The organism is Variovorax sp. P4_B10 (assembly GCF_056402375.1).
In genome coordinates, this window is the sequence record NZ_JBFUHN010000041.1 from 29,208 (window position 1) to 53,452 (window position 24,245).

Here is a 24,245-nt window from a genome sequence, read left to right on the forward strand (position 1 = left end):
TTCCGCTTCCGATTTACTTTCAGTGGAAGCAAAGTTCCCGTGAACGACGTCATCGCCAAGCCCCTTTCCGACCGTACCCGCGTGCGCCGCATTGCGGAACTCGCGCACTACGACCGGACCACCCTGCACGCCATCATCGATGCCGCCTACATGTGCCACGTGGCGTTTTCAGATGACAAGGGCACCCACTGCATTCCCACCGCGTGCTGGCGACAGCGTGAACACCTCTACATCCATGGCTCCAACGGCGGGCGCTTGATCAAGCTGCTGCAAAAGGGCGTTCAGGCCTGTGTCGCCATCACCCACCTGGATGGCCTGGTGCTGGCCCGCTCGGCGTTCAACCATTCCATGAACTACCGCTCGGCCATGGTGTACGGCTGTTTTGAGCGGGTAGAAGACAAGGACGGTGCCCTTGCCATCTTCATGGAGCACATCGCGACAGGGCGCCAGGCTGAAATTCGAGCCGGCAGCAACAAGGAGTTCGCGGCCACCACCGTCATGCGGATTGCTCTGGATGAGGCGGCCTGCAAAGTGCGCAGTGGACCGCCGGTGGACGACGAGGCAGACTTGTCGCATCCGGCCTGGGCGGGGGTGTTGCCCCTGATGTTGCGAGCTCTGCCGCCCGTAGTGGACCCGCTCTGCACTGTGGCGCCACCGGACTACGTACAAGAATGGGGCGCAAGTTAGCGCCGTCTAGGGATGGTCTGCAAAACGCGATTTGCGGTCACGGCTGACTGACAAGGTAGTGCGGCTGCAACCTGACGAGTCGATCAAGTAGGCACGGCAAAGATTTGCTGTGCGAGGCGGCCGCTGCGACCGCCCCGCAAGCCCGATCTGGGGCTTGCAGAAGCACTCATCCGCTGACCTCCATCACGACAGCGAGGCTGTAGGCCTTGTAGAGATGGTGGAACCGCAGGATCATGGGTTCGTTATGCTGCGCATGGTCAACCGAGGTCAACCTTCAACAAGATAGCGCTGGAACCAGTCGATCGCAGCCCGAGAGGCTCCATCGAAGTCGCGCTCATACACGTCGAAATGCCCCGCCCCTGGCACGATGCGCAAGGCCTTGGGCTCCAGCGCGCGGGCGTAGGCGGCTAGCGCCAGGTCGGTGGGCGTGACACTGTCGTGTTCTGCCACCTGCATCAGCAACGGGGTCGGGCTGATGCGATCGATGAAGTCCGCCGGGTTGTAGCCACGGGCGGCTTCTACGGACCGAAGGGTGACTTCCGGCACGGCGCCGGGCGCGCGCGCATAGGCGGCGGTGTACCAGTCGACGGCGTCCTGGCTGCGGTAGATCGCATCGGAGCCGGCTTGCCCCATCAGGCGCAGCCGGGTCGGCGCTTCGCCGCGAGCCAAACGCAGGCGCTCTTCGGCAAAGCGCCGCAGAAGCGCCGTCTCGGCTTCGCCCGAGACGCGGCGCTGTGCCGTCTGGCTGCCATGGGTGGTCGGCACCTGCACGGCGACGCAGCGTACGCGCCGGTCCGTGGCGGCCACGACCAGTGCATGGCCGCCGCTGTAGCTGCTGCCCCAGACGCCGATGCGTGACGGGTCCACGGCAGGAAGGTCACTGGCATGGGTGACCGCGTGCCGCAGGTCTTCCACCTGGCGCCAGGGATCGATCTCCTGCCGCTGCTCGCCATCGCTGGCTCCGAAGCCGCGATGGTCGTATAGCAGCACGGCCAGTCCCGCCGTGGCGAAGGCTTCGGCGAAACGTTCGGTGAACATTTCCTTGGTGGTCCCATACCCGCCGGCCATCACCACGGCCGGAACGCGGCGCGTCGGGCTGCTGCCGGAAGGCAGGTAGAGCCAGCCTCGCAGCACGACACCATCGGCATCGAACGCCACGTCCTGGCGCGTGAAAGCCGCCTGAGGCGTGGACTCGACCGCGGATGAGCGACCGGAGGTGGTTGAAGGCATAGCCTGCTCGGCGGAAACGTGAAGTGCGGTGAACATGACGGCAATCAGGCAAAGGCCGGCCCGCCTGCGGCTCGTGAACGGCGTGTCGGCGGTCGAGGGATGGATGGAAAAGGTCAAGGTGTGTCTCCTGGGCAATGAACTCGCGTCTGACGCGCGAATGCCAAGGAAGGTTAGAGGACGGCCGAGTCGGCCGCTGCGGCGCGATGGACAAGCGCTGCGGCGAAACGGACAAGCCGAATGCCGGCGATGGGTTGCTCGCTATACCGCGCCGAAGTAGCTGGACGGCGTGGCACCGAGCCAGCGGCGAAACACCTCGGTGAATGCGCCTGGGGTCTCGTAGCCTAGGTCGAGCGCGACGGCAGTGACCGGCTCTCCGTGCGCCAGGCGGGGAAGCGCTGCCATCAGCCGCACCTGCTGGCGCCAGGTGTTGAAGGACAGACTGAATTCCTGCTTGAACAAGCGCGCCAACGTGCGACTGGAACACCCCGCCAGTTCAGCCCATTGCGCCAACTCCCGCGTGTCGCCAGGCCGAGCTGCGAGCCCGTCGCAGACACGGGCCAACCGCTTGTCCTTTGCGGGCTTCAGGTGGAAGTCGATGGCCTCGCAAGCCCGCTGCACTTCACCCAGGAGGACCTGGAGCAACTGCGCCTCGTGGCTGCCTGTGGCGTAGTCAATCGCAATGGTGGCGGCCCGCACCAACAGCTCACGCAGGAGCGGCGAAACCCCCAGGGCTTTGGGCGTCGTGGGCAAATGGGACAGCACCTCCGGGTGCACGTAGAGCGTGCGCAATGCGACCGGCCCGCAAGCCTGCATGTCGTGCATCAGCCCCGGGGGCATCCACAGCGCATGTTGAGGCGGCACAAGCCAGAAGCCTTGTTCCGTCCGCACCTTCATCAAGCCGGACACCGCGTGGATGAGTTGTCCTCGGCCATGGGTGTGCCAGCCGACGACGAACCCGTCGGGATAGTCCTTGGGCATCACGCCCAGTAGGGAGGCCGCTTGCTCGTAGTCGTGGCGGTTGGTGCTCTTGCTCACGGCTTGCGCGCAAACGAAATATCGTAGTCCATTGGACGCGGAACCGCTTGCCTGTGCGGCCCTTACCCTCGCATGCATGCACCCATGGCCTCGTCAGAGGATCGCAATGGCCTGCCAAACGGCAAAAGCAGTCAAGGCCTAGGTGTGAAGAATCAAGAGGTTGTTGCGTGAATTCGAGAGCCGAGACATAGGAGGCTGGCAGCCGATGCCGTGATGGGGCCGGTGCCAGTTATAGAAGTGATTCCAGACCGGCAATGCAGCTCGGCGTTGATCCGAGCTGGCATATGGCGGCCATGGCCGCAGCCTCCGGGACAGTCATCCCGAGGCCGATCAGGTGCCGGATCACTGCATCGCGCGTGGGACGCTCGCCGCGCCCTCCCGCTCCGACCGGCGCGGCAGTGGCGCTCGCACCCGCAGCGCCGGTGCCGCCCGCTGGCGCCGTTGAGGCCCAGTGCGTGCGCGACAGGCGCCGGGCCGTACCTGCGCGCCTCGGGCACCGCGTCCTTCCACGCCTGTTTTGCGAAGTCCCACGCGTCCCCTGCCGCTTGCTTGGTCCGCTGGCCCCACTCGGCGAGCTTCGCCTGCGCGCCAGCGGGCAACATGCTGAGAATCCAGTCGAAGAAGGCCTGCGCGCCCTGGGCGATCAGTTGCAAGCCCCGAGCGCTCAGGTTCTCCAGCTCGCCATGTACAGGTGCAGTTACCATGCGGCCTCTGCCGACCCGCCTGTCGGCGCCGCGTGCCACCCTCACATGTCGAACTCCCTCCGCCCCGACTGCCAACTCGGCCAACGTCTGGCATCGCAATACGGCATCGACACGGTTCAATCGCTCGTGAGCAAGTCGCGCTGGGGCTCCGAGCTAGGCGTCGCGCGCATGCGCTATGAGTTGCCCCACCTGTTCGTGCTGGCGCCTCTCCCGACCGAAGACGCATTCCTGCTCAGCGTGGAAATCAATTCGGGCGGCAGCCGGCGCATCGTCCAAGGCGGCGATTCCCGCCAACTGGGCCTGCAGCAGGAAGGCGCTTTCCACATCGCCGATTTGTCGCAGCGCACCTCGGCCTACGTCAGCAGCCCGTTCCACTCGATGTTCTTCCACCTGCCGCGCGCCACGCTCGATGCGTTCGCTGAAGAAATGGAGATACCTCGCGTCGGCCGGTTGCGTTGCGACGCCGGCACGCTCGACCCGGTGATCGCCAATCTGGGCCGGGCCCTGCTGCCCGTGCTGATGCATGCGCAGGACGCGAGCCGGCTGTTCGTCGATCACCTGGTGCTGGCCCTGAAGGCGCATGTGGTCCATGTCTACGGCGACGCGGCTGGCAGCACTGCGCCCGCGCGGACGCAGAAGCTGGCGCCGTGGCAGGAACGTCGCGCGAAGGCATTCCTGACGCAGCACCTCGCAGGCGATGTCTCGCTGGCCGATGCGGCGCGCGAGTGCGGGCTGTCGCGCAGCCACTTCAGCAAGGCGTTCAAGCAGACGACCGGGCAGACGCCGCATGCCTGGCTCGTGGGCCAGCGCATCGATGCGGCGCAACGCCTGCTGCGCGACCCTACGCTGTCGATCGCGCAGGTGGCCGTGGCTTGCGGTTTCGCCGACCAGAGCCACCTGACCCGGGTGTTCTCGGCCCGCACCGGCACCTCGCCGGCACGCTGGCGTCGCCATTGGGCTGACTGACTCAGCTCCGGCACCGCGGGCCCGCCGCGCTGGCCATTGGCGAACGCTTCGTGGCTGCGTTCGAGTTGCGGTGATTCGATCCAAAAAAAGAGATGATCGAAAAATTCGATCATCGATGGCAAAAAGTTTCGCCAACAGGCCGCCTCCAAAGAAAGAAGATTCAGTCCTGCCTCGGAGATCTCCTTCGAGACCTGTTGTGAATTCAATCGAATTCATCGAATCAGAAAGGCTTGAATCATGTTGGAAATTCGCAATGCCAACGAGCGCGGACTCGCGGACTTCGGCTGGCTGAAGTCCCGCCACACCTTTTCCTTTGGCCACTACCACGATGCGGCGCAAGAAGGCTTCTCGGACTTGCTGGTGATCAACGACGACCGCGTGCATCCCGGCCGCGGTTTCGGCACCCACCCGCACCGCGACATGGAGATCTTCTCGTACGTGCTCGACGGCGCGCTCGAGCACAAGGACTCGATGGGCACGGGCTCCGTCATCCGTCCCGGCGACGTGCAGATGATGAGCGCGGGCACCGGCGTGCGCCACAGCGAGTTCAATTCGTCGGCCACCGACCCGTTGCACTTCCTGCAGATCTGGATCACGCCGAACGCCAAGGGCGTCGCGCCCCGCTACCAGCAGGTGCACTTCGCACCCGAGGAAAAGCGTGGCCGCCTGCGACTGATCATTTCGCCCGAGGGCACCGACGGCTCGCTCGCCGTGCACCAGGATGCCCGCGTCTACGCCGGCCTGTTCGACGGCGACGAAGCCGCATCGCTGGCGCTTGGGGCCCATCGCCACGCGTATGTGCATGTGGCGCGCGGCAGCGTCGAGGTCAATGGACAGCGCTTGGGAGAGGGCGATGGCGCGCGCGTGCGCCACGAAGACCGGATCGACCTGGCGCGCGGCGAAGGTGCCGAGGTGCTGGTGTTCGACCTGCGGCCGAACGAGTTGCCTTCCTTCTGACAACGCCTGTGCGCCTTCGGCCGGCGCGGACGGCAAATGTCCAAACGGCCTCACAAATTGACAAGACATGCATCCACGCCGAAACGACGATGCATGGCACGGCAAGACCCCTTCTTTTTCCATCGCCAACACACGGAGAACCGCATGTCCATCAAAGCCACCCCCACCGCCGGCGCCAAGCTGCTCACGCCCACCGACCACACGCTGGTCATGATCGATTTCCAGTCGCAGATGGCCTTCGCCACGCACTCGATCGATGCGGTGAACCTGCGCAACAACGCTGCCCTCGTGGCCAACGCCGCCGCTGGCTTTGGCGTGTCGACCATCCTGACAACCGTGGCCGAGAAGAGTTTTTCGGGCCCGATGTTCAGCGAGATCACCGACGCCTTCCCGGGCCAGAAGATGCTCGACCGCACCTCGATGAACACCTGGGAAGACGCGGCCGTGATCGACCGCGTGAACGAGATCGGCAAGAAGCGGATCGTGCTGTCCGGCCTGTGGACTGGTGTGTGCATCGTCGGGCCGGCGCTGTCGGCCATCGATCAAGGCTTCGAGGTGTTCGTGATTGCCGATGCCTGCGGCGACGTGTCGGCCGAGGCGCACAACCGCGCGATGGACCGCATGGTGCAGGCCGGCGCGCAGCCGATGACCTCTCTGCAATACCTGCTCGAGCTGCAGCGCGACTGGGCCCGCACCGACACCTACGAGCTCACCACAGGCATCGCGAAGAAGTTCGGTGGTGCCTACGGCCTGGGCGTGACCTACGCCAAGACGATGTTCGGTGCCCACGAAGGCTGAATGCCGCGGTGAAAAAGATGAAGCCCTATGTCCTGTCGCTGGCGCTCGGCCTGCTGGTCGGCGTGATCTACGCACTGTTCCAGGTGCGCTCGCCGGCGCCGCCGGTCATCGCCCTGGTTGGGCTTCTGGGGATACTGCTCGGCGAGCAGATCCCGCCGCTCATCAAAAGCTGGATCAAGCCCGACGCCGTGGCCGTCTCGTGGCTGCAGCATCAGGTGAAGCCGCACGTGTTCGGCGAGTTGCCGCAATGCGCCAAGGCCGGCCCGGTGGCCACGCCGGGCCAAGACACATGAGCGATTCATTCGACGAACAACGCCGCCGGCTGTGCCTCGGCACGCTCGGCGCCGCCCTGGCCGGCACGGCAATGGCCCAACCCAACGCTCAAAGGAAACCCGACATGGCAGGCACCACCGCCCCCGACCTGATCGTGCACAACGGCCGCTTCACCACGCTGGACCGTGCCAACCCGACGGCCGATGCCGTCGCCATCAAGGACGGCCGCTTCACGCACGTCGGCCGCGCGCAAGACATCCTGCCGCTGGCAGGAAGCAACACCCGCGTGATCGACCTGCAGGGCAGGCGTGTGCTGCCGGGTCTGATCGACAACCACCTGCACATCATTCGCGGCGGCCTCAACTTCAACCTCGAACTGCGCTGGGACGGCGTGCGCAGCCTGGCCGATGCCATGGGCATGCTCAAGCGGCAGGTTGCCATCACGCCCGCGCCGCAATGGGTGCGCGTGGTGGGCGGCTTCACCGAGCACCAGTTCGCGGAGAAGCGCCTGCCGACCATCGCCGAGCTCAACGCGGTGGCGCCCGACACGCCGGTGTTCCTGCTGCACCTGTACGACCGTGCGCTGCTCAACGGCGCGGCGCTGCGGGCTGTTGGCTACACCAAGGACACGCCGGCGCCTCCCGGCGGCGAGATCGTGCGCGACGGCGCCGGCAACCCGACCGGCCTGCTGCTGGCCAAGCCGAATGCGTCGATCCTCTACGCCACGCTGGCCAAGGGCCCCAAGCTGCCTTTCGAATACCAGCTCAACTCGACGCGCCACTTCATGCGCGAGCTCAACCGTCTCGGCGTGACCGGTGCGATCGACGCGGGCGGCGGCTTCCAGAACTTCCCGGAGGACTACCAGGTGATCCAGCAGCTGGCCGACGCCGGCCAGCTCACCATCCGCCTCGCCTACAACCTCTTCACGCAGAAGCCAAAACAGGAGAAGCAGGATTTCCTGAACTGGACCGCCACGTCGAAGTACAAGCAGGGCGACGACTACTTCCGCCACAACGGCGCGGGCGAGATGCTGGTGTTCTCGGCCGCCGACTTCGAGGACTTCCGCGAACCGCGGCCCGACATGGCGCCCGAGATGGAAGGCGAGCTCGAGGAAGTGGTGCGCGTGCTGGTGCAGAACAAGTGGCCGTGGCGCCTGCATGCGACCTACGACGAGACCATCGACCGCGCACTCGACGTGTTCGAGAAGGTGAACCGCGATACGCCGCTGGCGGGCCTGAACTGGTTCTTCGATCATTGCGAAACCATCTCGGAGAAGTCGATCGACCGCATCGCGGCGCTGGGCGGCGGCATCGCGGTGCAGCACCGCATGGCCTACCAGGGCGAATACTTCGTCGAGCGCTACGGCGCCGGCGCGGCCGAGGCCACGCCGCCGGTCAAGCGCATGCTCGAGAAGGGCGTGAAGGTGTCCGCGGGCACCGATGCCACGCGCGTCGCCTCGTACAACCCGTGGGTGTCGCTGTCGTGGCTGGTCACCGGCAAGACGGTGGGCGGCATGCAGCTCTACCCGCAACGCAACTGCCTCGACCGCGAGGCGGCGCTGCGCATGTGGACCGAGAACGTGACCTGGTTCTCGAACGAAGAGGGCAAGAAGGGCCGCATCGAGGCAGGCCAGCTCGCCGACCTGGTGGTGCCCGACCGCGACTTCTTCGCCTGCCCGGAATCGGAGATCGCCGACACCACGGCGCTGCTGACCATGGTCGGCGGCAAGGTGGTGTATGCCGTGGGGCCGTTCCAGGCGCACGACGAGGGCGCGCCGCCGCCGGCCATGCCCGACTGGTCGCCGGTGCGCAGCTTCGGCGGCTATGCCGGCTGGGGCGACGCCGAGGGCGCACCGCTGCAAAAGGCAATGCGCCACGCGGCCATGTCCTGCGCCTGCGCCAACAACTGCAGCGTGCACGGCCACCAGCACGCGACGGCCTGGAGCAGCAAGCTGCCGATCGCGGACCTCAAGAGCTTCTGGGGCGCACTCGGCTGCGCCTGCTGGGCGGTCTGACGATGAAACGCTGGCAACCCACCCTGGCGCTGCGCTGGATCGCCTTGCTGCTGTTGTGCGCGGCCTACCTGCAGGGCGGCTTCAACAAGGCGGTGGATTTCAATGCCGCCATCGCCGAGATGAACCACTTCGGCCTGGCGCCCGCGGCACCGCTGGCCGTGGCGGTCATCGTGCTGGAACTGGGCGCTGCGGCGCTCATCCTCACGGGCTTCTACCGCTGGCTCGGCGCGCTGGCGCTGGGCGGCTTCACGCTGCTCGCGACCTTCGTCGCGCTGCGCTTCTGGGAGATGCCGCAGCCCGAGCGCTTCATGGCCGCCAATTCCTTCTTCGAGCACCTGGGCCTGGTCGGCGGCTTCCTGCTGGTGGCCTGGCATGACCTGAAGGAGCGCGCGAATGGCTGAGCTCGCCGGTGCCGCCAAGGCCGTGAAGCCGGCCAGCAGCTTCGCGCCGCTGCGCCAGCCGGTGTTCGCTGTGCTGTGGGCCGCCACCGTGCTCGGCAACATCGGCAGCTTCATGCGCGACGTGGCCAGCTCGTGGCTGGTGACCGACCTGTCGGCGAGCCCGACGGCGGTGGCGCTGATCCAGACGGCGGCCACGCTGCCGGTCTTCTTGCTGGCGATTCCGGCGGGGGTGCTCTCCGACATCCTCGACCGGCGGCGCTTCCTGATCTTCGTGCAGCTGGTGCTGGCGGCCGTGAGCGGCACGCTGCTGGTGCTCTCGCACACCGGCGCGCTGACCGTGCAATACCTGATCGCGCTGACTTTCGTGGGCGGCATCGGGGCGGCACTGATGGGGCCGACCTGGCAATCGATCGTGCCCGAGCTGGTGCCACGGTCCGACCTGAAGAGCGCGGTGGCGCTGAACTCGCTGGGCATCAACATCGCGCGTTCCATCGGGCCGGCCGCGGGCGGGCTGATCCTCGCGAGCTTCGGCGCGGCCGTGACCTACGGCGCCGACGTGCTCAGCTATGCGTTCGTCATTGCCGCGCTGATCTGGTGGAAGCGCCCGATCGCGGTGGACAGCGGCCTGTCGGAGAACTTCCTGGGTGCCTTCCGTGCCGGCCTGCGCTATACGCGTGCCAGCAAGGAGCTGCACCGCGTGCTGCTGCGCGCGGCCGTGTTCTTCTTGTTCGCCAGCTCGGTATGGGCGTTGCTGCCGCTGGTGGCGCGCCAGATGCTCGGCGGCACGGCCGGCTTCTATGGCATCCTGCTCGGCGCCGTGGGTGCGGGGGCCATCGTCGGTGCGCTGGTCATGCCGCGGCTGCGCGCACGCCTGGACGCAGACGGGCTCGTGCTGCTGGCCTCGGTGATCACCGCCGCGGTGATGGCCGCGCTGGTGTTCGCGCCGCCCAAGTGGCTGGCCGTGCTGCTGCTGTTGCTGCTGGGCCTGGGCTGGATCATTGCGCTCACCACGCTCAACGGCGTGGCGCAGGCCATCCTGCCGAACTGGGTGCGCGGCCGCGGGCTGGCGGTGTACCTCACCGTGTTCAACGGCGCGATGGCGGCCGGCAGCCTGGGCTGGGGCCTGGTCGCGCAGGAGATCGGCGTGCCGTACACGCTGGCGGCGGGTGCCGTCGGCCTGGTGATCGTGGCCTTGCTGTTCCACCGCGCACGCTTGCCCACCGGCGAGTCGGACCTGCAGGCCTCGAACCACTGGCCCGAGCCGCTGGTGGCCGAGCCCATCGCGCACGACCGCGGCCCGGTGATGGTGCAGGTCGAGTACCGCATCCGCAAGGAAGACCGCCCGGCGTTTCTCGACGCGATGAAGCGCCTGTCGCTGGAGCGCCGCCGCGACGGCGCCTACGCCTGGGGCGTGACCGAACACACGGGCGACCCCGAGCGCGTGATGGAGTGGTTCCTCGTCGAGTCGTGGGCCGAGCACCTGCGCCAGCACCACCGCGTGTCGCATGCCGACGCCGACCTGCAGAACGAAGCCGTGCGCTTCCACATCGGGCCCGAAAAGCCCGTGGTGCATCACTTTCTTTCCATCTGACTTTCTCCAGTGCCTGCCAGCCAAACTTCAAGGAAAAACATGGCCAACCCGAAAACAGCCAAAGCTGCCAAGAACACCAAGGCCCGGCGCCAGGCGCCGCTGCACACCCCGAGCGACCTCGGTGCCGATGCCACGCGCGACATCTCCGCGGCGCTCAACGTGCTGCTGGCCGATGTGTTCGCGCTGTACTTCAAGACGAAGAACTTCCACTGGCACATGTCGGGCCCGTCGTTCCGCGACTACCACCTGCTGCTCGATGAACAGGCCGACCAGATCTTCGCCACGGTCGACCCCATTGCCGAGCGCGTGCGCAAGGTCGGCGGCACCACGCTGCGCTCGACTGGCCATGCCGCGCGCTTGCAGCGCCTGTCGGACAACGACGCCGACTTCGTGACCCCCATCGGCATGCTGGCCGAGCTCCGGGAGGACAACCAGCGCCTGGCCGGCTTCATGCGCACCACACACGGGGTGTGCGACGAGTACGGCGACGTGGCCACGGCCAGCGTGCTGGAGAACTGGATCGACGAGGCCGAGCAGCGCACGTGGTTCCTCTTCGAATCGGTGCGCCAGAGCTGAGCACGCCCGTTTTCTGCGGCCTTTCCTTCATTCCACTTCACTGAAAAAACCATGACCACACTCACACTGCGCGACGGCACCGAGCTCTACTACAAGGACTGGGGCTCGGGCCAGCCCATTCTCTTCAGCCACGGCTGGCCGCTCAGCGCCGACATGTGGGACGCCCAGATGCTGTTCTTCGCGGAACGCGGCTACCGCGCGATCGCGTTCGACCGCCGCGGCTTCGGCCGCTCGAGCCAGCCGTGGACGGGCTATGACTACGACACCTTCGCCGACGACATCGCCGAGCTGATCGAGAAGCTGGACCTGAAGGACGTGACCCTCGTGGGCTTCTCGATGGGCGGCGGCGACGTGACGCGCTACATCGCCCGCAAGGGCAGCGCGCGCGTGGCCAGGCTCGCGCTCATCAGCGCCGTGACGCCGCTGTTCATGAAGACGGCCGACCACCCCGTGGGCCCCGACGCCTCGGTGTTCGCAGGCATCCGCGCCGGGCTGGCCGCCGATCGTCCGCAGTTCCTCGACGACTTCAGCACGCTCTTCTACGGCACCAACCGCCCCGGCGCCAAGGTGTCGCAAGGCATCTTCAAGCAGACGCTGCAGATTGCGCTGCAGGCCTCGATCAAGGCCACCATCGACTGCGTGACCGCGTTCTCGGAAACCGACTTCCGTCCCGACATGGCCAGGATCGACGTGCCCACGCTCGTGATCCACGGCGACGACGACCAGGTCGTGCCCATCGAGGCTACGGCCAAGCTTGCGGCCGAGATGATCAAGGGCAGCCAGCTCAAGGTCTACGCCGGCGCGCCGCACGCCACCTGCACCACCCACAAGGACCAGGTGAACGCCGACCTGCTGGCGTTCATCCAGGCCTGATCGTTCGCCGGACACGGGCATGCAAGGCGCCTACGGCGATCTCCTGGGACGGTACTTCGAGCTGTCTTCCGTGCCCGCCCTCGTCATGCTGCCGGCGCTGAAGGCGCCGTTCGTTGCCACGCGCATCACCTGCCTGCCCGACCAACTGGGCATGAAGCAGGAGATTCCGCCCGAGGATGCCTTCGTCGTGACGCTGCACCTGGTCGGTGTGGGTCACCACGAGCTCTGGGTGCGGGGCCGGCCTTCGGTGGTGCGCGGCTATGTGCCCGGAGCGATAAGCATCGTCGACTTGCGCGACGAGGTGGCGAGTTACCTGGGCAGTCCGCTGGACGCCCTGCATTTCTATGTGCCGCGCGCGCTGGTGGATGCCGTGACCGATGCGGCGGGCCTGGCGCGTGTGAGCGGCATTGCCTGCACCCCGGGGTTGGTCGATCCGGTCATGGGAAGCCTGGGCGCGGCGGTGCTGGCGCTGCTCGAGGGGCCGCAACGCGCGAGCTCGGCGGTGAGCGAGCATCTGGCGATCGCGATCTGTGCCCACCTGGTCCATCGCTTCGGGCGCCATACCATGGCGGGTGCGGCCACAGCCCAGGCTGCGCGGCGTCCGCGCCGCTTGCATTGAGGCCTCCTCTGCCCACTTGAAACCATCTTCATGACCACGCCTCCTTCCCCCTCCGTTCAAGACAACCCGTCGAAGCACCGTTTCGAGTTCGCGTCGCAAGGCGAACGCGCGGTCGCGATCTACACCCTGGCGGGCGACGTCATCACTTTCGTTCACACCCTGGTGCCCGAGGCACTGCAAGGCCAGGGCGTCGCCAGGCAACTGGTGCTCGCAGGCCTGGCCTCCGCGCGCGAACGTGGCCTGCGCGTCGTTCCGCAGTGCCCGGTATTTGCGGCCTACATGCGCTCGCACCCCGAGACGCACGACCTGCTGGCCGAAGAAGGCCGGGCCCTGCTCGGTCTCTGAGGCAGCCAGCACATGGCCACCGACGACCGGCGCCCGGAACTGCGCACCGCCACGCTGGACGAGATTGCCGGGCGCGAGCTGCCCCGGTCCGACACCGTGACCGCCGTCATCCAGCAGACCGTCAAGCCGGGCGCCGCGGCCGCCTACGAGCAATGGCTGAAGAAGGTGATGCCGATCGCCGCCCGGTTTCCCGGGCACCGCGGCGTGAATGTCATTCATCCGGCTGCAGGTGGGCGGCAGTACACCATCACGATCCGTTTCGACTCGCTCGCGCATGCGCAGGACTGGTTCGACTCCGGCGCGCGCCGGCAACTGGTCGAAGAGGGCGCTCCGTTTCTCGACGCGGACGAGACCGTGGAAACGCGCAGCGGCCTCGAGTTCTGGTTTCGAGCGCCGGCGGGGCAGCCGCCCGCCAAGCGCTACAAGCAGTTCCTGCTGACGCTGTCGGTGATCTATCCGTTGACCATGCTGGTTCCGGCGGTGCTGCACAGATTGCTGGGGCCCGTGCCGCTGCTGTCCAATTATTGGGTCGAGCACCTGATCGCCTCGGCGGCGATTGTCGGCTCGATGGTGTACCTCGTCATGCCCAGGTACACGCGGCTGATGGCCCGATGGCTCTACAAATGACCGGTCCACGCCTTCAGCGGCGAGGATTGGCCGGTTCGGCGGCCTCACCCTCGCGCGTGCTGCGCTGAAGCAGCACGGCACAGGCGGCCAGTACCGGTGGCACCACGAAGCACCAGACGTTCACCTGGTTGTAGATGAGCGCGGCGGCTGCGCAGCCCGCGGCAAACACGGCGACACTGCTCGCCATGCGCCGCAACCGGGCACGTGCAACGGCGGCATCTTCCGGCGAAAGGCCGCGCAGCAGATCGGCGATGTCGATCATCACCTGCGTGGTCGTGCCGGTCATGAGCGTTGTCGGCGGTGCGCTGGCCAGATGCAGCCGGTGCACGGCATTCTGGATCGCCATGGCCGACACCAACGCCATGCCCGTGAGCATCGCGAGGCCGCTGTCGCTGTCCTTGAAGGGCCCGAACCGGATGGCGAAGGCAGCGCCGGCCACCAGGAGCAACGTCTTGAGCACCAGCATCGTGCGCAGCACCGGCAGGCCGAAGGCGGGCAGCCCGTGGCCGAGCCATCGCGCGAGGATCACCACGGCGCAGAACACCGGCAACGCGACCAGCTTGGTCAGCGCGCCCGAGGTGCCGTGCACCAGCGCCGCGCCGATGGTCACGAAGTTGCCCGTGACGTGGGCCGTGAACAAGCCCTGCAGCGCCAGGAAGCCGGCGGTGTCCACGAAGCCACCGTTGAGGCTCATGAGCAAGGGAAGAGAGGGTTTCATGGGGTGACCTTCGCGCGAGGAAGAAGAGGGTAGGAATGCCACGCCCATGGTGTGCCATTCCGCGCCCGCCGTCTTGTCGGCTTGGCGGCTGCTTTGCACATTCGTGCGCATCCGGCGTTCAAGGTGGGCGACTCTTGTTCAAGACATGCGCGCGTCGGCGCGGTACACATCCGTCGAGACATCCCGCACCCAGAATTCCCATGACCCAGCCCCACCGCAGGCCGCCTACCTTGACCACGACGAGCGGCGCGCCCGTCGCGGACAGCCAGAACTCGATCACCGCGGGCCCGCGCGGGCCGATCCTGCGCCAGGACTACCAGATGAGCGAGAAGCTGGCCTACCTGGCGCGCGAGCGCATTCCGGAGCGGGTGCTGCATGCCAAGGGTGCGGCCGCCTTTGGCACGCTGCGAATCACGGGCGACATCTCGCGCCACACGCGTGCGCGGGTGCTCCAGCCGGGCCAATGCACGCCGGTGCTGGTCCGGTTCTCGGTGTTGACGGGCGAGCAGGGCTGCGCCGACGCGGAGCGCGACCTGCGCGGCTTCGCCCTCAAGGCCTACACCGAGGAAGGCAACTGGGACCTGGTCGGCAGCCACCTGCCGGTCGCCTGTATCCGCGATCCGCAGAAATTTCCCGACCTGGTGCGGGCCCTGAAGCGGCACCCGGTCAGCCACCTGCGCTCGCCCACGGCGATCTGGGACTTCTGGTCGCTGTCGCCCGAGAGCCTGCACCAGATCGTGATGCTGTTCTCCGACCGCGGCCTGCCGGCAGGCTTTCGCCACATGCACGGCTATGGTGCGCATGCGTTCGGGTTGGTCAACGCAGCCAACGAACGGGTGTGGGTCAAGTTCCATCTCAGGACGCTGCAGGGCATTCGCTGCCTCACAAGCGCACAGGCCCGCGAGGTGATTGCCGACGACCGCGAAAGCGCACAGCGCGACCTGTTCGACGCGATCGAGCGGGGCGAGCTCCCGCGTTGGTCGCTGCAGATCCAGGTGATGAGCGAGGCGCAGGCGGCGCAGTTGCCGTTCAACCCGTTCGACGCGACCAAGGTCTGGCCGCAGCAGGCGTTTCCGCTCGTCGAGGTCGGCGTTCTCGAACTCGACGCCAATCCCGACAACTACTTCGCGCAGGTGGAGCAAGCCACCTTCAATCCGGCCAACATCGTGCCCGGCATCTGCTTTTCGCCCGACAAGCTGCTGCAGGGACGGCTGTTGGCCTACGCCGACGCGCAGCGCTACCGCGTGGGTACGCATCACGAGGCCCTGCCGGTGAACCGGCCGAGGTCGCCGGTGCATACCTATCACGCGGACGGCGCGATGCGCCTGGATGTTCCGGCCCGGACCGACGCCTACTACGAGCCGAACTCGTTCGGAGGACCGCGTCCCGACCGCACGCTCACCGAGCCGCCGCTGCCCCTGGACGGCGACGCCATGCGCTTCGACGACCGCCAGGGGCTCGGCGACCATGCGCAGGCGGCGATCTTGTACCGCGGCATGGACGATGGCCAGAGACAGCGGCTTTTCGAGAACATCGCGAGGTCGATGGACGGGGTGCCCGAGGCCATTCGGCGGCGCCAGGTTGCGCACTTCCGGCTCGTCGACAACTCGCTGGGCCAGGGCGTTGCAGACCGGCTTGGCCTCTAGCCGGGCGAGGCACCCTCCAGCAAGCGCTCGATGGTGTCTCGCAGTTGCTGCAGCCCGAAGGACACGTCCGTGAAGTTTCCATTCACGTAGAAGGTGGGCGTGCCCCGCACGCGCAGGCGATTTCCGATCTCGATCTGTTCCTGCACGCGCTGGCGGTAGACGCCGTCCTTCAGCGCGTTCTCGAAGCGCGGCATGTCGAGACCCAGCTGCGCTGCATAGCCGCCCAGGTGGCTCGGGTCGAGTTGGTTCTGGTGGTTGAAGAGCAGGTCGAAGTACGGCCAGAACCGGCCCTGCGCGCCCGCTGCTTCGGCAGCCTCGGCGGCCAGTTCCGCGTGCGCATGGACTTCGCGCAGAGGAAAGTGCCTGAAGACGAAGCGCACGCGCTGCCCGAAGTGCTGCAGCATGAACTGCACGGCCGGATGCGCCTGGCGGCAGGAGGGACACTCGAAATCACCGAACTCGACGACGGTCACCGCGGCCGAGGGCGGGCCGAGGATGTGATCGGTGGTCGGGTCGGGCGCGAGCAGTGGACCGGAGGGGGGTGATGCGTTCATGCAGTGCAGCCTTGCGGAATGAGGGGTGATGGCGGGATCGCCGGCGCTGGTTAGCTCCCAACCCGYATCCTGCGCCGCCAGATGCCGGGCGGGGCGCCGGAATGTTGAGAGAAAACGCGAGTGAAGTGGCTTTGATCGGCAAAACCGCAAGCCGCGGCAACGTCTGCCAGCGACATGTCGAAGTCCGTGAGAAGTGCGCGCGCGTGCTCCAGCCGCTGCGCGATCAACCATTGATGGGGCGTGTACCCGGTGGTCTCGCGGAAGGCGTGAATGAAATAGCTGCGTGAAAGCCCGCACGCATCGGCGATCTCGGTGATCGAGATGCCGCCGTCGATCTTGTTGCGCAGCATCTCCTTGGCGCGTGCCTCGTGCGCGCGCGACAGGAGCCGGTTGGTTCTGGGCACCGTCGTTGCCGCGCCGCCGTATGTTTCGACGAGATAGCTCGTCATCGCGACGCTCAGCTGTTCGATGAACAGCAGGCTCGCATCGGCCGGGTGCTCCAGAGCCGGCGTCAGTGCACCCGCGAGGTTGAGCAGCACCTCGTCCCGCACACCCGCCACGCAGGCGAGGCCGCCGACGCGCTTTCCCTGCTTTTCCTCGATGGCTCGCTCGAGGCTGGCGTGCGATATCTCGAGCAGCACGAAATCGAAGGGACGCCGGATGTCCGCGCGATAGCGGTCCGAGAAGCTGCGAATGTAGATCGACCCCCTGTCGAAGTCGTGGGACGAGGCGTGGTGCCCATCGAGAATGCGCCGGCTGTGGCCGTCGCGCATCGAGATGCCAAGCAGCACGCCGCGCGCGCTGGCCTCCGTCTCCACGTGGTGGAGCTGGTGTTGATCCATCGTCTTGCGATGGATTTCGATCCCGTTCGCGCAAAGGCCCTGATCTCGTTGAAGATGGCTGGACATGCACCCCAAGGTGTCTTTCGGGGCGGGACCGAGGCGCTGTGATGAGGAAGCTTCCTGGACCGACGGGGGCATATTCCTGCTTTGTGCGAAATGGTCGCTTTCGATCTGCTGAGCTGCAGATCGGGGACGGGAGTTGGCGAATGCCATTTGCGGCTTTCGCAGCGATTGGCGATAGAAGGCTTGAGCGCTTTCTTGAATATTTTGCACCGAGTCGATCGCGGCGGCAGGAGGCCTTGGCGGCCTCCTGCAGTTCAGTTCGCGACCTCAGCGCTTGAAGAACGCGAGCAGGTCGGGGTTGATGAGGTCGGCATGGGTCGCGCACATGCCGTGCGGCAACCCGGGGTAGACCTTCAAGGTGGCATTCTTGATGATCTTCGCAGTCAACTGGCTCGAGATCCCGATCGGCACGACCTGGTCGTCATCACCGTGCATCACGAGCGTCGGCACGTCCATCTTCTTCAGGTCCTCGGTGAAGTCGGTCTCCGAGAATGCCTTGATGCCGTCGTAGTGCGCCTGAACGGAGCCCATCATGCCCTGCAGCCACCAGTGCTCGCGGATGCCTTCCGAGATCTTCGCGCCGGGACGGTTGAAGCCGTAGAACGGCAGCGTGAAGTCCTTGAAGAACTGCGGCCGGTTGCTGGCGACCGCTGCGCGGATGCCGTCCAGCACCTCGATGGGCACGCCGTCGGGATTGGCCGCGGTCTTGACCATCAGCGGCGGCACCGAGCTGATCAATACGGCCTTGGCGACCCGCTTGCTGCCGTGCCGGCTGATGTAGCGCGCAACCTCGCCGCCGCCCGTGGAGTGGCCGACGTGGATGGCCTTGCGCAGGTCGAGCGCTTCGGTCAACGCCGCCAGGTCATCGGCGTAGTGGTCCATGTCGTGGCCGGTCGAGCCCTGGCTCGAGCGTCCGTGCCCGCGACGGTCGTGCGCAATCACGCGGTAGCCCTGGCGCAGGAAGAACAGCATCTGGCCGTCCCAGTCGTCCGCGCTCAGCGGCCAGCCGTGGGAGAAGACAACGGGTTGCCCGCTGCCCCAGTCCTTGTAGTAGATCTGGGTGCCGTCCTTGGTCGTGATGGTGCTCATGGATTTCGTTCCTTTCTGGGTGGATATCGGATGTGTGGCGTAGGCGCCTCTGGAAGGTGCGTCGGCGGCGCTTGCCGTGAACGGCATTCCCGCGGCAGCGACCATGCCGGCCCCGGTGACGAGCAGTTGCCGCCGGGAAGGGAAGGGAGGGGGCGCGTCGGATGGGTCTGATTCGGGTGTCATGTGCAAGGGGGGGGAAATGATCTGGAGGCCGCAGACGAGCCTACGCATCACCGATCGCCCTGGCTTGCACGATTGAACACTCCGTTGTCTGTTTGTTCGGCGTGGTGGCTGGACGCCGACAAAGAAACTCCCCGTTATGCAGCGGGGCCGGTGCCCGCACTGCCGCGGTGGACAACCTCCCCTTGGTCCTGGTGCGCGCACATCGCCGTCGTGTGCGTCAGGCCGCGCTGCGGCGTGCCCGCTCCCCAGCGGAAAAGCGTTGCGCCAGCTTCTGCTCTCGGAACGCCGCGGTGACGAAATCGACAAAGGCGCGTGTCTTGCCCGGCAGCAGCTTCTGGCTGGCGAAGTACAGCGAGAGCGGCCCGACATCGCAGTGCCAGTCCGGCAGCAGCCGCTCCAGTGCGCCGCTCTGCAGATGGGGCGCGGCATGCGGCACGGCGATCAGGCCGACGCCCAGACCCAGCAGCGTCGCGCGGCAGAGCGCATCTGGATCGTTGACCATCATCACCGGCTTCTGCGTGGCCGCCATTTCGCGGCCGGCGCTGTTGCGCATGACCTCTGCCCGCACCCGGCTGTGGAGCGGCGAGCGCATGGCCACGCCGGCGAGTTCTGCAAGTCCGCTCGGATCCTTCGGACGGCGCTTGCCGCGCAGGAAGGCCGGCGAGGCCGCCGCGATCAGATGGATGCGCCCCAGCTCGCGCGCCACCATGCCGGGCGGCAGGTCGAAGCCCCCGCCCACGGCAGCATCGAAACCGCCGGCGATCAGGTCCAGCGGGCGGTTGTCGAAGAACCAATCCGGCGTCACTGCCGGATACCTCTCGAGGAAGGCCGGCATCAGCGGCAACAGGTAGTCCTTTCCGAAGCCCGGTGCCGCGCTCAGCTTGAGCACCCCGGCCGGCTGTCCGGCATTGACGGTGATGTCGGCAATTGCGCCCTGGATGCTGTCGAGGCCGCCCTGCACCGATTGCAGGAACCGCTCGCCCGCTTCGCTGAGCGTCAGGCCGCGGGTGCTGCGCTGGAACAGCCGCACGCCGAGGTTGCGTTCCAGCTGGGCGACGTTGCGGCTGATGGCTGCCGGTGTCAGCGCCAGCCGCCGCGCCGCCGACGAAAAGCTGCCGGTCTCGGCGCTGCGCACGAAAGACTCCAGGTTGGCGAGGGTTTCCATGCTTTCGTTTCAATGAATACTTGAAACTGATTCTAGTCAGCTGCGACTATCGCTAGGAACCGGGCATGCCTAAAGTTGCGCCCAGCGAAGCAACTTTGTCACGCACCGCAGGCCCTGAGGTCGATCAGACAGCCTGCCCAATTTATCAACAGGAGTGAGTAATGAGCATCGGAATCATCGGTTCTGGCAGCCTTGGCGCCAACGTGGCACGTGCACTTGCAAGGAAAGGCCTTGCAGCGACCATTTCGAACAGCCGCGGGCCGGCCTCCTTGGCAACGCTGATCGAGGAAGTCGGTCCATCGGTCAAGGCGGGTACGGTGGAAGAGGCAGCGAGCGCGGATATCGTCCTTGTGGCGCTGCGCTGGATGGACATCGGCAAGGTGCTGACTGGCATGCCGGCCTGGAACGGCCGGATCGTCATCGACGGCACCAATCCGGTGGCGTTCCTCGATCCGAACTCACCCGACGCGAAGGATCCCACCAATCCACTCGCCGCCTATGGGATCAAGGCGATCGATCTTGGCGGGAAGCACTCGAGTGCGGTGTTTCGCGACCTGGTGCCCGGCRCACGGGTCGTCAAGGCCTTCAACCATCTCGACGCCGGCGTGCTGCCCCAGCCGGAGGTTGCTGGAGGCACGCGCGTCCAGTTCTTTTCCGGCGATGACGCTGCCGCGAAAGCCGAAGTCCGAAAGCTCCTCGAAGCGATGGGATACTTTGCCGTGGACCTCGGAGCGCTCGATGTGGGTGGCCCCCTGGCAACACTGCCGTTCGGTCCGCTTTCAGCGATCAATCTCATCAAGATCTGACGAGTTCCTCGGAACTCCATCTGCACCGAATCGCCATTCATTCCCCTCACGGCATTGCGGTTAGCATGCTCGGCTGCATACGTGAGGCGGACCCATGCGGATATTGCTTGTAGAGGATGACAAGGTGCTGGCGGACGCGCTCTCGCGGGCGCTGGTGCAGTCCGCCCACGCCGTCGACATCGTCTCCACCGGTGAAGAGGCCGACCATGCGCTCGCACTCGGCATCTACGACCTGGCGATCCTCGATATCGGCTTGCCGAAGCTGAGCGGACTCGACGTGCTGCGGCGGCTGCGCGCGCGCAAGTCCACGATGCCGGTACTGATGCTGACGGCCTTCGACACCCTCCAGGACCGCGTGCGCGGGCTCGATCTGGGCGCCGACGACTATCTGGCCAAGCCATTCGACCTGCCGGAACTGGAAGCGCGCGTGCGGGCGCTGCTGCGCCGCAGCACCAACTCCACGCCTTTTCTCGAGCACGGCCTGCTGCGCTTCGACACGGTGGGCCGCCGCGTGTACTACGAGAAGAAGCCGCTGGACCTGTCGCCGCGCGAGCTCGCCGTGCTGGAACTGCTGATGATGCGCGAGGGACGTGTCGTGGGCAAAGAGCAGATGGTCAACCATCTCTACGGATGGGGCGACGAGGTCGGCGAGAACGCGATCGAGGTCAACGTCTACCGGCTGCGCAAGAAGCTGGAACCGCTCGGATGCGAGATCCGCACCGTGCGCGGCATGGGCTACCTGATGGACCGCAGCGATGCGGAAACCTGAACCGAGGCTGCGGCGCAAGCTGCTGGCCTGGTTGCTCGGACCGCTCGTCGTCCTGTTGGTGCTGGACACTGCCGCGGCCTACTGGAACTCGCTGCGGTTTTCCCACCTCGCCTACGACCGTGCGCTGTACGAGATCGGACGCGAGATCGTGCTGCACGTGAAGCTCGACGGCACCCGCCCCCGGCTCGACCTCTCCGAGGCCGCGAGCAACATCCTGCTGCTGGACCAGGAAGACCTGCTCTTCTACCGCGTGGTCGGCGAGGACGGCACCACACTGGGCGGCGATGCGGAATTGCCGCCGCCACTGCGCGGTGGAGAGCCTGCCAAGCCGCGCTTCTACCGTGACGCCGTGCGTGGCGAGCCGGTGCGGATGCTGGTGGCCTGGATGCCCGTCGGCGCCGACCCCGCGACGCCGAAGGTCCTGGTGCAGGTCGCCGAAACCCTCCACAAGCGCACGCGCCTTGCCTGGGAGATGGTGGCCAACGTGGTGGTGCCGCAACTGCTCCTGATCGTGATGGCCACGGCGGTGGTCTGGTTCGGCGTCTCGCGCGGGCTCGAGCCGCTGCAGCGGCTGCGGCGCGCGGTGTCGGACCGCTCGCACCTGGACCTGAGCCCGATCGACACCCACGACGTTCCGGGAGAGGTGCGGCCGCTGGTGGATGAAGTCAACGAGCTGATGGCGCGCCTGGGGCGAACCTTCGATTTCCAGAGCCGCTTCGTGGCCGACGCCGCCCACCAGCTGAAGACACCCGTCAGTGGCCTGAAGGYCCAGATCGAGCTGGCGCTGCGCGAGAACGATGTGGAGCGGGTGCGCCATTCGCTCGCGCAGCTCTACATCAGCGCCGATCGGCTCTCGAGGCTGGTGCGGCAGCTGCTTTCGCTGGCCCGCAACGAGCCCGGCGCGCTCGACGCCATGCAGCTGCAGCCGCTCGACCTGAATGCCTACGTGCTGGAAGTCAGCATGGACTGGGTGCCGCAGGCGATCAAGCGCGACATCGACCTCGGCTTCGAAGGGGTCGACCATCCGCTGGTGATCAACGCCGACCGCGACCGGTTGCGCGAGCTGATCAACAACCTGATCGACAACGCGATCCGCTACAGCCAGCCGAGCGGCCAGGTGACCGTGCGGCTGAGCCAGAGCGACAGCGACCAGTGCCGCCTGGCCATCAGCGACGACGGACCCAGTGTCCCGGTGGAGGAGCGCGCGCGCATCTTCGAGCGCTTTCACCGCCTTCTCGGCACGCAGGAGGATGGCAGCGGCCTCGGCCTGGCCATCGTCAGCGAGATCGCCACGCTGCACGGCGCGCGCATCACGCTGGAAGAAGACATCGACGGCGTGGGCAACACCTTCAGCGTCTTCTTCCCGTTGCGGGCGGCCTGAGCCGGGCGGCCTGCGCGCCGGCGCCGCATCGGCTGGCTGTAAGCTGGCTGACAGCTGGCAGACAAGTGGCTGACAGCGTACCGGCAGAAGGGTGACAGCACAGGCCCGTAGCCTCGAACACGACGGAACCGCAGTGGTTCCGCTTTCACTTCGAGGAGACACCATGTCGTTTTTGACCAGTCCGGATTTCTGGATTGCCCTGTCGCAGATCATCCTGATCAACATCGTCCTGAGCGGCGACAACGCCGTCGTCATCGCGATGGCTTCCCGCTCGCTGCCGCCCGCGCAACAGAAGAAGGCGATCTTGTTCGGTAGCCTCGGCGCCATCGTGCTGCGCGTGGTCCTGACGTTCTTTGCCGTCTACCTGCTGACGCTGCCCTACCTCAAGCTGGTGGGCGCCGCGCTGCTGTTCTGGATCGGCATCGGCCTGCTGAAAGGCGATGACGGCGAGGAGAACCTGGACGGCCACTCCAGCCTGGCTGCGGCCATCAAGACCATCGTGGTCGCCGACCTGGTCATGAGCCTGGACAATGTCGTCGGCGTCGCGGCCGCTGCCAAGGGCAACGTTCCGCTGCTGGTGTTCGGCCTCGTGATCAGCATTCCCCTGATCATCTTCGGCAGCACCCTGATCCTGAAGCTGATGGACCGTTTCCCGATCATCATCACCCTGGGTGCAGGCCTGCTCGGTTGGGTGGCCGGCGAAATGGCGATGACCGATCCGGCCATCGCCGGATGGGCTGCCAACCAGCATGTATTGCACAACGTGATTCCCGCGCTCGGCGCCGTCTCCGTGGTGGTGATCGGCAAGTGGCTGACCGGCCGGCAACAGCCGGAACCCGCCAACCAGTCCGCCTGAAGGCGAGGGTGTCCGCGTGAGGCGACGCATCCTGGTACCCATCGACCCGACACAACCAGCTCGGGCGCGCTCGGCCATCGAGCAGGTCGTGCGCATCTGCCGGCAGGAGCAGGTGGCGGTTCGGCTGCTGCGGGTGCAGCCCGTGGTCTCCGGCCACGTCGCGATGTTCTTCGACGCGCGCGAGTTGCAGGAGCTGCAGCAAAGCGCAGGCGCCGAAGAACTGCAGTTCGCGCAGAACCTGCTCGCAATGGCCGGCGTGTCCTGCACCGCCACCGTGGTGGTCGGACGCAGCGCCGAGACCATCGTTGCGGCCGCCCGCGACTTCGGCTGCGATCGCATCGTCTTCGGCCGGGAGGAGCCCAGCCTGGCAGGGCGGATATTCGGCTCGCTGGCGCAGCAGGTGCGCCAGCTGCTGGGCGCGAGCGGCGACCTCCAGGTCATCGGCTCCTGACCCTGACCCGAGACCGACTTCGGCGA

Annotated in this window: 26 protein-coding genes and 1 pseudogene; 19 read left to right on the forward strand and 8 right to left on the reverse strand. The window is 66.6% G+C overall.

The genetic code is table 11. The features are described from left to right. The first annotated feature begins 39 nt into the window (after positions 1-39). On the forward strand, positions 40-687 hold the full coding sequence (locus AC1DXX_RS19485) for a pyridoxamine 5'-phosphate oxidase family protein (protein WP_478135849.1): 648 nt from the start codon (positions 40-42) through the stop codon (positions 685-687). Positions 688-954: 267 nt separating this feature from the next. On the opposite strand, the gene AC1DXX_RS19490 is transcribed toward AC1DXX_RS19485, so the two are convergent. The 3 genes and pseudogenes from AC1DXX_RS19490 to AC1DXX_RS19500 all read right to left on the reverse strand — a co-directional run. Beyond that, on the reverse strand, positions 955-2,034 hold the full coding sequence (locus tag AC1DXX_RS19490) for an alpha/beta hydrolase (protein WP_478135850.1): 1,080 nt from the start codon (positions 2,032-2,034) through the stop codon (positions 955-957). Positions 2,035-2,175: 141 nt separating this feature from the next. Next, positions 2,176-2,952, reverse strand: coding sequence for an AraC family transcriptional regulator (locus tag AC1DXX_RS19495; RefSeq protein ID WP_478135851.1), 777 nt, complete (start codon positions 2,950-2,952; stop codon positions 2,176-2,178). Positions 2,953-3,090: 138 nt separating this feature from the next. Beyond that, positions 3,091-3,255, reverse strand: a pseudogene (locus AC1DXX_RS19500) (IS481 family transposase); the annotation flags it as partial. A 446-nt stretch (positions 3,256-3,701) separates the two neighbouring features. On the opposite strand from AC1DXX_RS19500, the gene AC1DXX_RS19505 reads away from it, so the two are divergent. From AC1DXX_RS19505 to AC1DXX_RS19560, 12 genes are all read left to right on the forward strand, one after another. Beyond that, complete coding sequence (locus AC1DXX_RS19505) at positions 3,702-4,622, forward strand: helix-turn-helix domain-containing protein (RefSeq protein ID WP_478135852.1); 921 nt, start codon at positions 3,702-3,704, stop codon at positions 4,620-4,622. 237 nt (positions 4,623-4,859) lie between these two features. Beyond that, a complete protein-coding gene (locus tag AC1DXX_RS19510; protein ID WP_478135853.1) occupies positions 4,860-5,579 on the forward strand; it encodes a pirin family protein in 720 nt (239 codons plus the stop codon). Positions 5,580-5,723: 144 nt separating this feature from the next. Continuing rightward, the gene (locus tag AC1DXX_RS19515; RefSeq protein ID WP_478135854.1) at positions 5,724-6,377 is read left to right on the forward strand and encodes a hydrolase; all 654 of its coding nucleotides are present in this window, start codon (positions 5,724-5,726) and stop codon (positions 6,375-6,377) included. 17 nt (positions 6,378-6,394) lie between these two features. Further along, positions 6,395-6,670, forward strand: a complete 276-nt coding sequence (locus AC1DXX_RS19520) for a DUF1427 family protein (RefSeq protein WP_478135876.1) — start codon at positions 6,395-6,397, stop codon at positions 6,668-6,670. Between the two features lie 104 nt (positions 6,671-6,774). Further along, positions 6,775-8,664: an amidohydrolase gene (locus AC1DXX_RS19525; protein WP_478135877.1), complete on the forward strand. Its 1,890-nt coding sequence runs from the start codon at positions 6,775-6,777 to the stop codon at positions 8,662-8,664. 2 nt (positions 8,665-8,666) lie between these two features. Further along, entirely contained in the window at positions 8,667-9,065 is a 399-nt protein-coding gene (locus tag AC1DXX_RS19530; protein WP_478135855.1) for a DoxX family protein, read from the forward strand. Further along, positions 9,058-10,656 carry an MFS transporter gene (locus AC1DXX_RS19535; protein WP_478135856.1) on the forward strand — a complete coding sequence of 533 codons (1,599 nt, stop codon included), beginning with the start codon at positions 9,058-9,060 and terminating at the stop codon, positions 10,654-10,656. Before AC1DXX_RS19530 ends, AC1DXX_RS19535 begins: the two co-directional genes overlap by 8 nt. A gap of 39 nt (positions 10,657-10,695) precedes the next feature. Beyond that, a complete protein-coding gene (locus tag AC1DXX_RS19540; RefSeq protein ID WP_478135857.1) occupies positions 10,696-11,232 on the forward strand; it encodes a Dps family protein in 537 nt (178 codons plus the stop codon). Between the two features lie 51 nt (positions 11,233-11,283). Next, on the forward strand, positions 11,284-12,105 hold the full coding sequence (locus AC1DXX_RS19545) for an alpha/beta fold hydrolase (RefSeq protein ID WP_478135858.1): 822 nt from the start codon (positions 11,284-11,286) through the stop codon (positions 12,103-12,105). A gap of 19 nt (positions 12,106-12,124) precedes the next feature. Further along, a complete protein-coding gene (locus AC1DXX_RS19550) occupies positions 12,125-12,724 on the forward strand; it encodes an AraC family transcriptional regulator (RefSeq protein WP_478135859.1) in 600 nt (199 codons plus the stop codon). 30 nt (positions 12,725-12,754) lie between these two features. After that, entirely contained in the window at positions 12,755-13,069 is a 315-nt protein-coding gene (locus AC1DXX_RS19555; RefSeq protein ID WP_478135860.1) for a GNAT family N-acetyltransferase, read from the forward strand. Between the two features lie 12 nt (positions 13,070-13,081). Further along, a complete protein-coding gene (locus AC1DXX_RS19560) occupies positions 13,082-13,696 on the forward strand; it encodes an antibiotic biosynthesis monooxygenase (protein ID WP_478135861.1) in 615 nt (204 codons plus the stop codon). Positions 13,697-13,709: 13 nt separating this feature from the next. On the opposite strand, the gene AC1DXX_RS19565 is transcribed toward AC1DXX_RS19560, so the two are convergent. Next, positions 13,710-14,414, reverse strand: a complete 705-nt coding sequence (locus tag AC1DXX_RS19565; protein WP_478135862.1) for a YoaK family protein — start codon at positions 14,412-14,414, stop codon at positions 13,710-13,712. Between the two features lie 200 nt (positions 14,415-14,614). Between AC1DXX_RS19565 and AC1DXX_RS19570 the strand changes: the two genes are divergently transcribed. Beyond that, positions 14,615-16,060 (forward strand): catalase, encoded by a 1,446-nt coding sequence (locus tag AC1DXX_RS19570; protein ID WP_478135863.1) that lies wholly within the window; start codon positions 14,615-14,617, stop codon positions 16,058-16,060. On the opposite strand, the gene AC1DXX_RS19575 is transcribed toward AC1DXX_RS19570, so the two are convergent. The 4 genes from AC1DXX_RS19575 to AC1DXX_RS19590 all read right to left on the reverse strand — a co-directional run bounded on the left by AC1DXX_RS19575 (position 16,057) and on the right by AC1DXX_RS19590 (position 19,956). Continuing rightward, on the reverse strand, positions 16,057-16,614 hold the full coding sequence (locus AC1DXX_RS19575) for a DsbA family protein (protein ID WP_478135864.1): 558 nt from the start codon (positions 16,612-16,614) through the stop codon (positions 16,057-16,059). The two genes, AC1DXX_RS19570 and AC1DXX_RS19575, sit on opposite strands and share 4 nt — an antisense overlap. 50 nt (positions 16,615-16,664) lie before the next feature. Further along, a complete protein-coding gene (locus AC1DXX_RS19580; protein ID WP_478135865.1) occupies positions 16,665-17,522 on the reverse strand; it encodes a helix-turn-helix transcriptional regulator in 858 nt (285 codons plus the stop codon). A gap of 264 nt (positions 17,523-17,786) precedes the next feature. After that, on the reverse strand, positions 17,787-18,791 hold the full coding sequence (locus AC1DXX_RS19585; protein ID WP_478135866.1) for an alpha/beta fold hydrolase: 1,005 nt from the start codon (positions 18,789-18,791) through the stop codon (positions 17,787-17,789). A 217-nt stretch (positions 18,792-19,008) separates the two neighbouring features. Beyond that, a complete protein-coding gene (locus AC1DXX_RS19590) occupies positions 19,009-19,956 on the reverse strand; it encodes a LysR substrate-binding domain-containing protein (RefSeq protein ID WP_478135867.1) in 948 nt (315 codons plus the stop codon). 161 nt (positions 19,957-20,117) lie between these two features. Between AC1DXX_RS19590 and AC1DXX_RS19595 the strand changes: the two genes are divergently transcribed. The 5 genes from AC1DXX_RS19595 (at position 20,118) to AC1DXX_RS19615 (ending at position 24,219) form a co-directional block, all read left to right on the forward strand. Beyond that, entirely contained in the window at positions 20,118-20,762 is a 645-nt protein-coding gene (locus AC1DXX_RS19595) for an NADPH-dependent F420 reductase (RefSeq protein WP_478135868.1), read from the forward strand. Between the two features lie 94 nt (positions 20,763-20,856). After that, positions 20,857-21,531 (forward strand): response regulator, encoded by a 675-nt coding sequence (locus AC1DXX_RS19600; RefSeq protein ID WP_478135869.1) that lies wholly within the window; start codon positions 20,857-20,859, stop codon positions 21,529-21,531. Continuing rightward, positions 21,518-22,912 carry a sensor histidine kinase gene (locus tag AC1DXX_RS19605; RefSeq protein WP_478135870.1) on the forward strand — a complete coding sequence of 465 codons (1,395 nt, stop codon included), beginning with the start codon at positions 21,518-21,520 and terminating at the stop codon, positions 22,910-22,912. Before AC1DXX_RS19600 ends, AC1DXX_RS19605 begins: the two co-directional genes overlap by 14 nt. Before the next feature lie 163 nt (positions 22,913-23,075). Beyond that, positions 23,076-23,768, forward strand: coding sequence for a TerC family protein (locus AC1DXX_RS19610; protein ID WP_478135871.1), 693 nt, complete (start codon positions 23,076-23,078; stop codon positions 23,766-23,768). A gap of 16 nt (positions 23,769-23,784) precedes the next feature. Then, a complete protein-coding gene (locus tag AC1DXX_RS19615) occupies positions 23,785-24,219 on the forward strand; it encodes a universal stress protein (protein WP_478135872.1) in 435 nt (144 codons plus the stop codon). Positions 24,220-24,245: the final 26 nt, after the last annotated feature.

Bases quoted from the DNA above. Each gene is read 5' to 3' on its own strand.
- AC1DXX_RS19505 (WP_478135852.1), top strand. From the start codon at position 3,702: ATGTCGAACTCCCTCCGCCCCGACTGCCAACTCGGCCAACGTCTGGCA.
- AC1DXX_RS19510 (WP_478135853.1), top strand. From the start codon at position 4,860: ATGTTGGAAATTCGCAATGCCAACGAGCGCGGACTCGCGGACTTCGGC.
- AC1DXX_RS19515 (WP_478135854.1), top strand. From the start codon at position 5,724: ATGTCCATCAAAGCCACCCCCACCGCCGGCGCCAAGCTGCTCACGCCC.
- AC1DXX_RS19520 (WP_478135876.1), top strand. From the start codon at position 6,395: ATGAAGCCCTATGTCCTGTCGCTGGCGCTCGGCCTGCTGGTCGGCGTG.
- AC1DXX_RS19525 (WP_478135877.1), top strand. From the start codon at position 6,775: ATGGCAGGCACCACCGCCCCCGACCTGATCGTGCACAACGGCCGCTTC.
- AC1DXX_RS19530 (WP_478135855.1), top strand. From the start codon at position 8,667: ATGAAACGCTGGCAACCCACCCTGGCGCTGCGCTGGATCGCCTTGCTG.
- AC1DXX_RS19535 (WP_478135856.1), top strand. From the start codon at position 9,058: ATGGCTGAGCTCGCCGGTGCCGCCAAGGCCGTGAAGCCGGCCAGCAGC.
- AC1DXX_RS19540 (WP_478135857.1), top strand. From the start codon at position 10,696: ATGGCCAACCCGAAAACAGCCAAAGCTGCCAAGAACACCAAGGCCCGG.
- AC1DXX_RS19545 (WP_478135858.1), top strand. From the start codon at position 11,284: ATGACCACACTCACACTGCGCGACGGCACCGAGCTCTACTACAAGGAC.
- AC1DXX_RS19550 (WP_478135859.1), top strand. From the start codon at position 12,125: ATGCAAGGCGCCTACGGCGATCTCCTGGGACGGTACTTCGAGCTGTCT.
- AC1DXX_RS19555 (WP_478135860.1), top strand. From the start codon at position 12,755: ATGACCACGCCTCCTTCCCCCTCCGTTCAAGACAACCCGTCGAAGCAC.
- AC1DXX_RS19560 (WP_478135861.1), top strand. From the start codon at position 13,082: ATGGCCACCGACGACCGGCGCCCGGAACTGCGCACCGCCACGCTGGAC.
- AC1DXX_RS19565 (WP_478135862.1), bottom strand. From the start codon at position 14,414: ATGAAACCCTCTCTTCCCTTGCTCATGAGCCTCAACGGTGGCTTCGTG.
- AC1DXX_RS19570 (WP_478135863.1), top strand. From the start codon at position 14,615: ATGACCCAGCCCCACCGCAGGCCGCCTACCTTGACCACGACGAGCGGC.
- AC1DXX_RS19575 (WP_478135864.1), bottom strand. From the start codon at position 16,614: ATGAACGCATCACCCCCCTCCGGTCCACTGCTCGCGCCCGACCCGACC.
- AC1DXX_RS19585 (WP_478135866.1), bottom strand. From the start codon at position 18,791: ATGACACCCGAATCAGACCCATCCGACGCGCCCCCTCCCTTCCCTTCC.
- AC1DXX_RS19590 (WP_478135867.1), bottom strand. From the start codon at position 19,956: ATGGAAACCCTCGCCAACCTGGAGTCTTTCGTGCGCAGCGCCGAGACC.
- AC1DXX_RS19600 (WP_478135869.1), top strand. From the start codon at position 20,857: ATGCGGATATTGCTTGTAGAGGATGACAAGGTGCTGGCGGACGCGCTC.
- AC1DXX_RS19610 (WP_478135871.1), top strand. From the start codon at position 23,076: ATGTCGTTTTTGACCAGTCCGGATTTCTGGATTGCCCTGTCGCAGATC.